This is a genomic window from Pseudomonas sp. PME37.24/025 (assembly GCF_055556615.1).
Genome location: NZ_JBVHNK010000001.1, coordinates 419072 through 431176 on the forward strand (window position 1 = coordinate 419072; position 12105 = coordinate 431176).

The window sequence follows — 12105 nt, forward strand, 5'->3', positions numbered from 1 at the left end:
GGTATTTCTCCTGTCAGGCAACACCAAATTAGAAGTGGGAGCGGATGTGCTGCTGCGGGAACGATTCTCGCTGCGTCGGCGCTCTAAAAGCAAAACGCAAACGAATTACTTGCGCTTGTAACTCTTGTTGCCGCTGGGTGTCAGGCAATACACCCCGCCTCTTGGCCCGGTGCAAAACGTACCGGTGCCGCAGGCGCAGCCATCGGCATCCTGCAGCAGCGTCTGCGGTCGCGCTTGGTCTTTACTGCCAAACATCGCCGAGCAACTTTTCTTCGAACCACTGATGGAGCCGTCATTGCACAGGAACAGATCGCCGTCGCAACGATCGATGCCGCCCTTCTTCCCCGAACATGGCGTGTTGGCAGCCCAGGCGGAGGAGCCGAACATGCACAACAACAGCAAAAACATCGGCATCCAGCCACGAACCATTAAAGTGCGCACAGTGCAGCTTCCCTTTAGAGTTATGGCCGGATGATATCAACGTTCCAGCCAGGCTCACGAGGCAACATGAAAGTTAATTTAAAAAGCCGCGCGTAATTCTTGGCAAAATGAGCCCACTTTGTATTGAACCGATTATCAGGCAAGCCCTATGACCCGCATCTTGACCATCGAAGACGACGCTGTGACCGCCCGGGAAATCGTCGCCGAACTGAGTAGCCACGGCCTCGACGTGGATTGGGTCGACAATGGCCGTGAAGGTCTTGCGCGCGCGGTCAGCGGTGACTACGACCTGATCACCCTCGATCGCATGCTGCCGGAGCTCGATGGTCTGGCGATTGTCACCACCCTGCGCACCATGGGCGTGGCCACGCCGATCCTGATGATCAGCGCCCTCTCCGATGTCGATGAACGGGTTCGCGGCCTGCGCGCCGGCGGCGACGATTACCTGACCAAACCATTCGCCACCGATGAAATGGCCGCCCGGGTCGAAGTCTTGCTGCGCCGGCAAAACACCGTGACCGCCCAGGCCACCACATTGTGCGTGGCCGATCTGGAGCTGAACCTGATCAGCCACGAAGCCAGCCGCGACGGCCAGTTGCTGACGCTGTTGCCCACCGAGTACAAGTTGCTGGAATTTCTGATGCGCAACACCGGGCAAATTCTGTCGAGGATGATGATTTTCGAAGAGGTCTGGGGTTATCACTTCGACCCTGGCACCAACCTGATCGACGTGCACATCGGCCGTCTGCGCAAAAAGATCGACCCGCCAGGTAAAGTCCCACTGATTCGGACGGTGCGAGGCTCGGGTTATGTCATTGCTGAACCCCTCTAAAGGCTGGCGCTCCTCCAGCAGCCGCTTGCTGGCGCTCTACAGTTCGCTGTTCGTGGCCTGGAGCGGGATTCTCATGGGGGTCATGTATTACGAGGTGTCCAGCTACCTGGACACCCTGGCCAAGCATTCGCTGATGCAACGTCAGCATCTGTTTTCACGCTTCCAGGGCGAACAACTGGAGGACGCCCTCGCCGCCAGCGTGACCTTCGACATTCGCGGCATCGATGCCTATGGCCTGTTCGATGACCAGCAGCGCTACCTCAGCGGCCCCTTGCGCCAGATCCCCCAAGGCCTGCCGCTGGACGGCAAGATTCACATCCTCAGCGACTGCGTCGATGCCGACGACCCGACCCTGCCCGCCGACAGTTGCGACGCCGTGGCGACCCGGACCCTCGACGGGCGCTGGCTGATGCTGGTGCGGGACAACGGTTCGCTGTTTGCCGTGACCCGGATCATCCTGCACGCGCTGCTGTGGGGCGTGTCGCTGACCATTCTGCCCGGCATCGCCGGCTGGCATTTATTGAGACGGCGACCGCTGCGGCGGATCCGGGCAATCCAGGCCAGTGCCGAAGCTATCGTCGCAGGAGACCTGACCCGACGCCTGCCGCTGTCCAACCGCCGTGACGAGCTGGACATGCTCGCCGCCATCGTCAACGCCATGCTCGAACGCATCGAGCGCTTGATGAACGAGGTCAAGGGCGTGTGCGACAACATCGCCCATGACCTGCGCACACCCCTGACGCGCCTGCGGGCGCAGCTGTACCGGATTCAGCAGCAGGCCGATGACGGTTCGCCACTGGCCGTGCAACTGGATTCGGTACTCGGCGAAGCCGATACCTTGATGGCGCGTTTTCGTGGACTGTTGCGAATTTCCGAGCTGGAGGATCGCCAGCGCCGTTCGGGTTTCGTGCAACTGGACCCGGTGCCGTTGCTGCAAGAGTTGCATGACTTTTATCTGCCGCTGGCGGAAGAAGGCGAACTGACCTTTGAACTGCAACTGCCCGAGTCCCTGCCCCAACTCAACGGCGACCGGGCGCTGCTGTTCGAAGCCGTGGCGAATTTGCTGAGCAACTCGATCAAGTTCACGCCGCCGGGTGGCAAGGTGATTTTACGTGGGATGAATGACGCCGGGCATACACGAATCGAAGTACTCGACTCCGGCCCCGGCATTGCGCTGGCCGAACGTGAGGCGGTGTTTCAGCGTTTCTATCGCGCCGAGGGCGGTAACCCGCAAAGCGGTTTCGGACTGGGCCTGTCGATCGTCGCGGCGATTGTCAGCCTGCATGGGTTTACGCTGGAAGTCGGCAGCAGCGAATTGGGTGGCGCGCTGTTGGTACTCGATTGCCGGCAGAATTTGATTCCTCAGGCCTGACCCAAATCTCCTGAACTGACACATAACCTGTGGGAGCGGGCTTGTGGCGCGGGGGCTTGCCCCCGTTTGAGTGCGCAGCACTCACAAGATCTTTGGTACATCAGAGATTTTGGGGCTGCTTCGCAGCCCAACGGGGGCAAGCCCCCTCACCACAGGTCGCTCCCACAGGGGATTTGCTTGGGCCGGGAAACTCGATTCAGTACTCCGGCACTTCGCGCAGAAACACCGGCAGATCAGTGATCGGCGGCAGGGCCGGAATCTCGACGTACATCTGGACCACCCAGCCTCGGTGATAACTGGCGTGGTTGACCACATGCAACAGCATCGCGCCGGCGCTCATGATCCCGCTTTCCCCCGAGACGGAGGTGAATTCGATGGGTTTATCCAGCGAGTCGTCGGTCTGTGCCGAGGTCCATCCACAGAACCATTGATCGATCTCCTGTTGCGCCATTCGCAGCTCGGGGAGTTCGGTATGGAGCAGGTCATGGGAGGTTTTGAAGTCGTGCCCTCGGCCCTCCAGATGCGCTTGCCAGATGCAGTCCACCACGTAGATGTGGTTCAAGGTGCCAATGATGTTGTGGAACACCGACACCCGTTTGCGGTTGAGCTCTTCCGGTGGCAGCGCCATGAGGCTGTCGAAGAGTCGCTGATCGGCCCAGCGCCTGTAATCGGCGAGCATGCGGGCAGTGCGTACGTTGATCATCAGAGGTCTCCCATGAGGATGGGCGCATTGCCAAGAATAGCCCTCGCGGTGAATGGCATCGCAGACACTGATCATCGGTCACGCCCTACGCGACCTTGTAGCCGCTCCCACATAGCGCCGGCGGTTACAGGATGTCGTCGCGAATTAAATCAAGACAAACGCTGCACCACCCGGTCGGCCAGCGCCAGGCAACTGGTCAACCCCGGAGATTCGATGCCGAACAAGTTGACCAATCCCTGCACACCATGCACATCCGGACCGCTGATAACGAAGTCGCTGGCCGGCTCGCTCGGCCCGCTTATTTTCGGGCGAATGCCGCTGTAGGCCGGTTGCAGGCTGTCATCGGGCAACGCCGGCCAGTAACGCCGGATCGCCTGATAGAAACTTTCGCTGCGGCGGGAATCGACGCGATAATCGACGTGCTCGACCCATTCGACATCCGGCCCGAAACGCGCCTGACCGCCCAGGTCCAGGGTCATGTGCACACCCAGCCCGGCGCTTTCCGGTGCCGGGTAAACCAGATGCCGGAACGGTGCCGGTCCGCTGAAACTGAAATAGCTGCCCTTGCACAGCCAGGCCTTGGGCACGTGCTGCGCTGGCAAGCCTTCGATCCGGCTCGCCACGTCAGGCGCGGACAATCCCGCGCAGTTGATCAACTGACGACAGCTCAACGTCATCGGCTGAGCGCCGCCCATGTGCAGCTCGAAACCGTGCCCGGTGCAACGGGCCGATTCCAATGGTGTGTGAAAGGCTATCGAAGTCCCGCACGCTTCAGCATCTGCCTGAAGCGCCAGCATCAGGGCATGGGAATCGACGATGCCGGTGGACGGCGACCAGAGCGCGGCGACGCAGGACAATGCCGGTTCAAACGCCTGCGCCTGCCCGGCATCCAGCCATTGCAGGTCATCGACACCGTTGCGCCGGCCCTGCTCCAGCAATGCCTGCAAGGCATGGCGTTGGTGGTCATCGGTGGCCACGATCAGCTTGCCGAGACGCTGGTAATCGACGCCGCGCTCATCGCAGAAGGCGTACAGCCGTTGCCTGCCCTCCACGCACAACTGCGCCTTGAGACTGCCACTCGGGTAATAGATGCCGGCGTGGATCACTTCCGAGTTGCGCGAACTGATGCCCACGCCAATCCCCTCGCCCGCCTCGACCAGAATCACTTCTCGCCCGGTCCGGGCCAGCGCCCTGGCCACCGCCAGCCCGACCACACCGGCCCCGACCACCACGCATTCGATATCGACGCTCACCTGCCCTCCACACATTCAACCCATCCCTTGCTCCCGATAATCGACCACGCTGGAGATTATCGCCAGCATGACCACGAAGATCCCATCACGGGTTGCATGCGGTCCGTTCCATCCAACAGTCATCAAAACGACAACTAACTGTCAATTAGCTGAACCACTGCATACTTCAATAACCGAACCCCGTTTAACCGGCCATTAAGTGCACTTTTACGATTGACTTGACTCGCCTCGCTCAGTACATTGCCCGGGCCGGTAACAACGGCCTTTTATCAACTCACAAAAGAATCCAATGGACACAGTATCTAGTCGCTGTCGGATGACTGCAGAGATGCAGGATCTGGCACATAACCCAGACAATGACGGGACTCGACTTTTCGGTCGGGTGAGCTGCGCTAGAGCCTGAGGCTCCACCGTAACTTGCCTCACCGGAATCAGTCCGGCCCAGAGGCATGTTATGAACTTCAAAACCACTGTAATGCCAGGCGTACGCGCCTTTGCATCGACCATGCGGGTCAAGCGTTGCCGTGAGCGTCTGTTGACGACTCGGCCCAGCGCCCCGTTTTCCGCCCCTTCTGCCCACGCCAAGGCACAACCTCGTGCCAACTGGCGCGTCTGCCCGACAACGGGCCGGCTTCAGCAACGCTGGAGCTTCGACGAAAGCCAGGACCCACCGAGTCGGCGCATCGCGCGCCTCTTCCAGCAGGCGAGCCTGATGCTCGGCCTGTACCGGGGCGCGCACTTTCAATTGATTTGAAGGCGCTTTTTATTTTAAGGAGCTTTTGATTTCAAGGAGCTTCCAAAGTCCTTCCTGAACGGCTTTCTTAAAACGAAATCCGACAACTTCTTATTGCCTGTTAAAAACAAGTTTTATTGGAATTAGTTATGGACGAAGCCAGTAGTCGGTTCGCTGCCTGTCACGTGTTAGTTGATGGACAGCGAACGTTAAAACATCAAAACACAATCATCCGACTCGATCGCTTATTTGCGGCTCGACATACGTGCGCTCGTCTTTGATTAGCTGAGTACCTGTGTGTCGTGCCGCAAGCCTGCGGCAGGAGCACAGCAATGACCCTTGTAAACACCGCAAAGAAAACCACCCGGGGCGCCTCCAGCGACAACGCCAAGCTGTCGATGCGTGCCGCCCGGGAAGCGCAAAACGGCCTGGCCGTAACCCTCACCAACCTCAACGCCACCGCTGACGGTTTGACCGAGCTCGAAGCTGAAGGCCGTCTGGCTCGCGGGGGTCACAACGAAGTCGCCCACGACAAGCCGCCTCACGCCATCGTCCAACTGCTCAAAGCCCTGAACAATCCCTTCATCTATGTACTGCTGACCCTGGCAGGCATCAGTTTTTTCACCGACTACTGGCTGCCGATCAGCCAGGGTGAAGGCGACGACGCCGACCTGACCAAGGTCATTATCATCATGACCATGGTCAGCCTGAGCAGCCTGTTGCGGTTCTGGCAGGAATACCGCTCGGCCAAGTCCGCCGAAACCCTCAAGGCTATGGTGCGCACCACTGCCACCGTCCTGCGTCGCCAGCAAAAGGACCGCCCGCCAGTGCTGCGCGAAGTGCCTATGCGCGAACTGGTGGCCGGCGACATCGTGCAGCTCAGCGCTGGCGACATGATCCCGGCGGACATCCGCCTGATCGAATCCCGCGACCTGTTCATCAGTCAGGCCGTGCTGACCGGCGAAGCCTTGCCCGTCGAGAAGTACGACACGCTGGGGGACGTGGCGCAGAAGTCAGCGACCGGCAGCGCAGCCGATCAATCCAACCTGCTCGACCTGTCGAACATCTGCTTCATGGGCACCAACGTGGTCAGCGGTACCGCCAAAGCGGTGGTGGTCGCTACCGGTTCGCGCACCTACTTCGGCTCACTGGCCAAAGCCATTGTCGGCTCGCGGGTGCAAACCGCGTTCGACCGTGGGGTGAACAGCGTCAGCTGGCTGCTGATCCGTTTCATGCTGGTCATGGTGCCGATCGTATTCCTGCTCAACGGCTTCTCCAAAGGTGACTGGAGCGATGCGCTCCTGTTTGCACTGGCAGTGGCGGTCGGCCTGACCCCGGAAATGCTGCCGATGATTGTCAGCGCCAACCTGGCCAAAGGCGCCATGGCCATGGCCAAGCGCAAAGTGGTGGTCAAGCGCCTCAATGCGATTCAGAACTTCGGTTCGATGGACGTGCTGTGCACCGACAAGACCGGCACCCTGACCCAGGACAAGATCATTCTTGAGCACCACGTCGACATCAATGGTCAACGCGACGATTCGCTGCTGGAGCTGGCCTGGCTCAACAGCCATCACCAGAGCGGCCTGAAAAACCTGATGGATCAGGCGGTGGTGCAGTTCGCCAATCGCAACGCGACATTCCGCGTGCCGTTCGCCTACATCAAGGTCGATGAACTGCCGTTCGACTTCGTGCGTCGACGCCTGTCGATCATCGTCAAGGACACCCGCGACGATCACCTGATGGTGTGCAAAGGCGCGGTCGAGGAAATGCTGACCATCGCCAGCCACGTCAATGAAAACGGCACGATCGTGGCGTTGGATGATCAACGTCGCCATGCGCTGCTGGCGCGGGCCTTTGAGTACAACCAGGACGGTTTCCGGGTGTTGTTGGTCGCTACCCGCGAGATCCCGAAGGCACAGACAAAAAACCAGTACGCAACCACTGACGAACGCGAGCTGGTGATTCGCGGTTTCCTGACCTTCCTCGATCCACCGAAGGAAACCGCCGGCCCGGCGATTGCCGCGCTGCGCGATATGGGCGTGACCGTCAAGGTGCTGACCGGCGACAACGCCGTGGTGACCTGCAAGATCTGCCGCGAAGTCGGCCTGGAACCCGGCACGCCGCTGCTCGGCCAAGACATCGAGAATATGGATGATGCCACCCTCAAGGTGCGGGTCGAGGAACGCACGGTGTTCGCCAAGCTGACGCCACTGCAGAAATCCCGGGTGCTCAAGGCGTTGCAGGCCAACGGTCACACCGTGGGCTTCCTCGGTGACGGCATCAACGACGCCCCTGCCCTGCGCGATGCCGACGTCGGCATCTCGGTCGACAGCGGCACCGACATCGCCAAGGAATCGGCCGACATCATCCTCCTGGAAAAGAGCCTGATGGTGCTCGAAGAAGGCGTGCTCAAGGGCCGCGAAACCTTCGGCAATATCATGAAGTACCTGAACATGACCGCCAGTTCCAACTTCGGCAACGTGTTCTCGGTGCTGGTGGCCAGTGCATTCATTCCGTTCCTGCCGATGCTGTCGATCCACTTGCTGCTGCAAAACCTCATGTACGACCTCTCTCAGCTGGCGCTGCCGTGGGACAAGATGGACAAGGAATTCCTGCGCAAGCCGCGCAAGTGGGATGCGAAGAACATCGGCCGTTTCATGCTGTGGATCGGGCCGACCTCGTCGGTCTTCGACATCACCACCTTCGCCCTGATGTGGTACGTGTTCGCCGCCAACAGCGTGGAAATGCAGGGCCTGTTCCAGTCTGGCTGGTTTATTGAAGGGCTGCTGTCCCAGACCTTGGTGGTGCATATGCTGCGCACCCAGAAAATCCCGTTCTTCCAGAGCACCGCCGCGTTGCCGGTGATCCTGATGACCGGGCTGGTGATGGTGCTGGGCATCTACATTCCGTTCTCGCCACTGGGCACGCTGGTCGGTCTGCAACCGCTGCCGTGGGCGTACTTCCCATGGCTGGTGGGTACGTTGCTCAGCTACTGCGTGTTCGCGCAGGTCATGAAAACCCTCTACATCCGTCGCTTCAAGCAATGGTTCTGATGGCCTGAACGCCCTGTGGTGAGTGGGCAAGTCCTAATGGATTGAACACCGCTCCCACAGGTTTCGTGTTTACCGCACCATCCCTCCGGCTCCCGGGCCGTCAATAAATGCAGTATGCAAAAAGGGAGAGTCCTCATGTCGGGAACTACTCTACTGATCAACCTCGCAGGCTCCATCGCCCTGTTGCTGTGGGGCACTCATATGATTTCTTCGGCGCTGTTGCGCGGCTTCGGCACGCCATTGCGTCAGTGGCTGGGCCACAACCTGAATAACCGCTGGATGGCTTTGCTGTCCGGCATCGGCATCACCGGCGTCCTGCAAAGCAGCACTGCCGTCAGCCTGATGGCGACTTCGTTTACCGCTGCCGGGACGCTGGGACTGGCGCCGGCATTGGCGGTGATGCTCGGCGCCAACATTGGTTCAACCCTGGTGGTGCAACTGCTCAGCGCCGATGTGTCGATGCTCACACCCATTGTGTTGCTGGCGGGGCTGATCGTCTTTCGACTGCGTGATGACTCGCGCTACGAAAGCGTCGGTTGCGCGCTGATCGGCCTGGGGCTGATGCTGCTGGCCCTGCACATGCTCGGTTCGACGCTGGCGGAAGTCGAAAGCACGCCAATCTTCCAGCTCATCATGCAGAGCCTCGATGGCGACCTGCTGATTGCACTGCTAGTGGCGCTGATCCTCACCTGGCTCTGCCACTCCAGCGTGGCCGTGGTGCTGCTGATCGTCTCGTTGGCCGCGACCGGCATGCTCTCGGCCAGCACGATTGTCGCGCTGGTATTGGGGGTGAACATCGGCGGTGCGCTGCCTTCGGTCATCAATGCCGGTTCGAGTGTCGGCCGACGCCTGCCGCTGGGCAATCTGCTGGTGCGGGCGGGCGGTGCCCTGGCGGTCTTACCGTTTGCCGGATTGCTCGCTCAGGCGCCGCTCTCGCCCTCGACGCTGGTGGTGTGCCTGCACACCGGTTTCAATCTGCTGCTGGGGTTGGTGTTCATCGGCCTGACCGATGTGCTCGCCAATGCCCTCACCCGATGGCTGCCGGCGCCTGAGCGAGATGTCGACCCTGGCATGCCGCAGTACCTGGATGAGGCCGGTCTGGAAGTGGCCAACATCGGCTTGTCGAATGCCGCCCGCGAAGCCTTGCGCATGGCAGACATGCTCTCGGCCATGCTCGGCCGGATGCTCCAGTTGTTCCACACATCGCTACCGGCCTGCGCCGATGAAGTGCGGCGCATCGATCAATCCCTGGACCTGCTCAGCGCGGCGATTCGGGCTTATCTGGCCGACATCGGCAAGGAAGGCATCAGTGACAGCGACGCCGACCGCTCCCAGGAAATCCTCACGTTCGTGATCAACCTCGAACATGCCGCGGACATTCTTTCCAGCAGCCTCGCGCAGTTGGCCATGCGCCGCTTGCGCCGGGGTGAACAGTTCTCGGCCTTCGAACTGGGCAACATCGCCCCGCTGCACGATGCCCTGCTTGAAAGTTTGAGCCTGGCGATCACCGTGTTCCTGCGCGAAGACATCGCCACCGCGCACCAATTGATCCAACGCAAAGAGACTGTCAGAAGACTCGAAGCAGAAGCCAGCCACGAGCACTTTCGCCAGTTGCAGGAAGACAAAAATACCTGGGCGGAATCCGGCGATATTTTCCAGCGGGTGCTGCGTGACTACCGACGCATGCATCACCACATCGCCGCGCTGGCGTATCCGCTGCTCGAACGTGCCGGTGAGCGATCGATCGAGAACATCGTCCCGGTAAAGGAAAACCCGTCATGCGCCTGCTGATCTGTGCCGGGCGTCATTACGCCGATAAACGTCTGTGCCGACGAGTACTCGACGCCTTCCAGCGCATGCACCCGGTGCACGTGCTGATTCATGGCGGTAACCGCTTTCTGGGCGGCGAAATAGAAGAGTGGGCCAGGGAACAAGGCGCCGACATCGTGCGCTACCCACCCAATTGGCAGCGGCACGGCAAGTCAGCCGAACGCCTGCGCAACCACTTCATGCTGCTCGACAGCCGACCGGACGTAGTGATCGCCCTGCCCGGCGGCGAAGACACCGAAGAACTGGTCGCCCAAGCCCGGGCGGCCGGTTTGCAAACCTTATCGGTTTCGATGTCAACGCGATCTGACGGGCGAGCATGATCAATGGCTGACGACCGGAGCAACCGTGCGGTTCTGAGCGGATGCCTGTGCATATATCGAATCGGCAGGGAACTCCTGAGCACCGTCAGGCATCCTAAATTATGTGTTACTTCCTTTACGCTTTCGGAGGACGCCGTCATGCGCCGTCTGTTGCTCATATCTTCACTAGTGCTTTGTTTGCCCGTTGGTTCGGCCATGGCCGATGTAGATGCAAAAGATGTCGCCACTTCGGCTGGGGTCTCCGCATCGCTGTACTCGACGTTCAAGGATGACAAAATCGTGATTCCAGCACGGGATGATGCCTCTAGCTTCGTGGCGAGTGGCGGTACGATTCGCGGCGTTTATCTGGAGTCGGTGTTGAAGGAAATTCGACAAAATCATCCCGACCTCAAGGCAAGCGATGAGGACTTGGCAAAAGCGATCCTCGCTCAATAAGGTCCAATCGGTCGCTAAAACCTGTAAAAGTCAGCCGTGGGGCTCGCAACACCAGATAGTGTTCGGGCCCTAGGTTGCTTGCGCCCCCGCGGACAGGCGCGCCCAGCCGGCGACTAATTGCGCGCTGATGCTGACACCGCCGCACACCACAATCACCACATCATGGGCCTCGGCAATCGCTGGATGGTCCAGGTACGCTATCGCCAATGAAACGCCGCACGCCGGCTCGACCAACTGACGCAGGTCGTTGGCGTAACGAACCACACCCATGATCGCCTCATCATCGCTGAGCACCACGCATTCGTGCGCAAAGTCGAGGATGTGCTGCACCGGCCAGGCCGCAACTTGCGCAGCGCCAAGTGACGTGGCGACGGTATCGATGCGCGGCAATCTGACCGGGTGACCTGCACTCACGGCGGCCGCGAAAGACGCTGCGCCCTGGGTTTCGCAAGCAACGATTCGACAATCCATGCGCTGATGACGGATCAATCCAGTGAGCAGGCCCGCCAGCAAACCGCCGCCGCCCACCGACGTCACCAACACATCGACCTGAGGACAGTCCTCGAGGATTTCATCGACCATCGTGCTGTGCCCTTCCCACAGCACCGGATGATCGAAGGCTGGCACGTATTCGGTGTCCGCACCCTTTGCGAGTTCTTTCGCCCGTTGATTGGCTTCGTCCCAGACCTTGCCGTGGACGATCACTTCGGCACCGGTTTTCCTGATCCTGTCGCGGGTGGTTTGCGGGGTGGTGTTCGGTACCACGATGCAAGCTTTAAGCCCAAGGCTGGCGGCGGCCACGGCGGTGGCCAACCCAGCGTTACCACCGGAAGGACAGACCACTTTGCGCTTGCCCTGCTCCGCTGCCTGACTGCACAGCAGCCCCATGCCGCGCAGTTTGAACGAGCCGCTGGGTTGCAGGTTTTCCAGCTTGAGCCAGATTCGCCGGGCCGGGGTCGACAGGCCCGGGTGCAGAATCAGGGGCGTTCTGATGTGAAGCATCGTGTGCTCCTTGTGGCGCTCCCGGCTCGTCGAGATTTGCAACGTGCCGGGAGTCAATAGATAGAATCGTCCTTATCCAAAGCTTAGTTCACCCAGCCCCCCGGCTACCGTCCTGGCGATCACACGGCACT

The 12105-nt window shown here is 60.2% G+C and carries 11 protein-coding genes; 7 read left to right on the forward strand and 4 right to left on the reverse strand.

All coding sequences use genetic code 11. From position 1 onward, the window contains the following. Positions 1–105: 105 nt before the first annotated feature. Positions 106–429 (reverse strand): YdcA family protein, encoded by a 324-nt coding sequence (locus ACZ3HH_RS01780; protein WP_465802725.1) that lies wholly within the window; start codon positions 427–429, stop codon positions 106–108. Between the two features lie 160 nt (positions 430–589). Here ACZ3HH_RS01780 and ACZ3HH_RS01785 point away from each other — a divergent pair, with 160 nt between their 5' ends. After that, the gene (locus ACZ3HH_RS01785; RefSeq protein ID WP_465802427.1) at positions 590–1273 is read left to right on the forward strand and encodes a response regulator transcription factor; all 684 of its coding nucleotides are present in this window, start codon (positions 590–592) and stop codon (positions 1271–1273) included. Further along, complete coding sequence (locus tag ACZ3HH_RS01790; protein ID WP_465802428.1) at positions 1251–2645, forward strand: sensor histidine kinase; 1395 nt, start codon at positions 1251–1253, stop codon at positions 2643–2645. Before ACZ3HH_RS01785 ends, ACZ3HH_RS01790 begins: the two co-directional genes overlap by 23 nt. 196 nt (positions 2646–2841) lie before the next feature. Here the strand turns inward: ACZ3HH_RS01790 and ACZ3HH_RS01795 are convergent, their stop codons facing one another. Both ACZ3HH_RS01795 and ACZ3HH_RS01800 read right to left on the reverse strand, forming a co-directional pair. After that, positions 2842–3348, reverse strand: coding sequence for a DinB family protein (locus ACZ3HH_RS01795; RefSeq protein ID WP_465802430.1), 507 nt, complete (start codon positions 3346–3348; stop codon positions 2842–2844). 149 nt (positions 3349–3497) lie between these two features. Then, positions 3498–4601 (reverse strand): NAD(P)/FAD-dependent oxidoreductase, encoded by a 1104-nt coding sequence (locus ACZ3HH_RS01800; protein WP_465802431.1) that lies wholly within the window; start codon positions 4599–4601, stop codon positions 3498–3500. Between the two features lie 454 nt (positions 4602–5055). Between ACZ3HH_RS01800 and ACZ3HH_RS01805 the strand changes: the two genes are divergently transcribed. From ACZ3HH_RS01805 to ACZ3HH_RS01825, 5 genes are all read left to right on the forward strand, one after another. Further along, complete coding sequence (locus ACZ3HH_RS01805; protein ID WP_465802433.1) at positions 5056–5355, forward strand: hypothetical protein; 300 nt, start codon at positions 5056–5058, stop codon at positions 5353–5355. A 311-nt stretch (positions 5356–5666) separates the two neighbouring features. Further along, positions 5667–8387 carry a magnesium-translocating P-type ATPase gene (gene mgtA, locus ACZ3HH_RS01810; protein ID WP_465802435.1) on the forward strand — a complete coding sequence of 907 codons (2721 nt, stop codon included), beginning with the start codon at positions 5667–5669 and terminating at the stop codon, positions 8385–8387. A gap of 135 nt (positions 8388–8522) precedes the next feature. Next, the gene (locus tag ACZ3HH_RS01815; RefSeq protein WP_465802437.1) at positions 8523–10178 is read left to right on the forward strand and encodes a Na/Pi cotransporter family protein; all 1656 of its coding nucleotides are present in this window, start codon (positions 8523–8525) and stop codon (positions 10176–10178) included. After that, the gene (locus tag ACZ3HH_RS01820; RefSeq protein ID WP_465802439.1) at positions 10166–10537 is read left to right on the forward strand and encodes a DUF2493 domain-containing protein; all 372 of its coding nucleotides are present in this window, start codon (positions 10166–10168) and stop codon (positions 10535–10537) included. Before ACZ3HH_RS01815 ends, ACZ3HH_RS01820 begins: the two co-directional genes overlap by 13 nt. Positions 10538–10675: 138 nt before the next feature. Next, complete coding sequence (locus tag ACZ3HH_RS01825) at positions 10676–10972, forward strand: DUF2388 domain-containing protein (protein ID WP_008012177.1); 297 nt, start codon at positions 10676–10678, stop codon at positions 10970–10972. 69 nt (positions 10973–11041) lie between these two features. Here the strand turns inward: ACZ3HH_RS01825 and ACZ3HH_RS01830 are convergent, their stop codons facing one another. Next, positions 11042–11974 carry a pyridoxal-phosphate dependent enzyme gene (locus ACZ3HH_RS01830; RefSeq protein ID WP_465802441.1) on the reverse strand — a complete coding sequence of 311 codons (933 nt, stop codon included), beginning with the start codon at positions 11972–11974 and terminating at the stop codon, positions 11042–11044. Positions 11975–12105 lie beyond the last annotated feature (131 nt).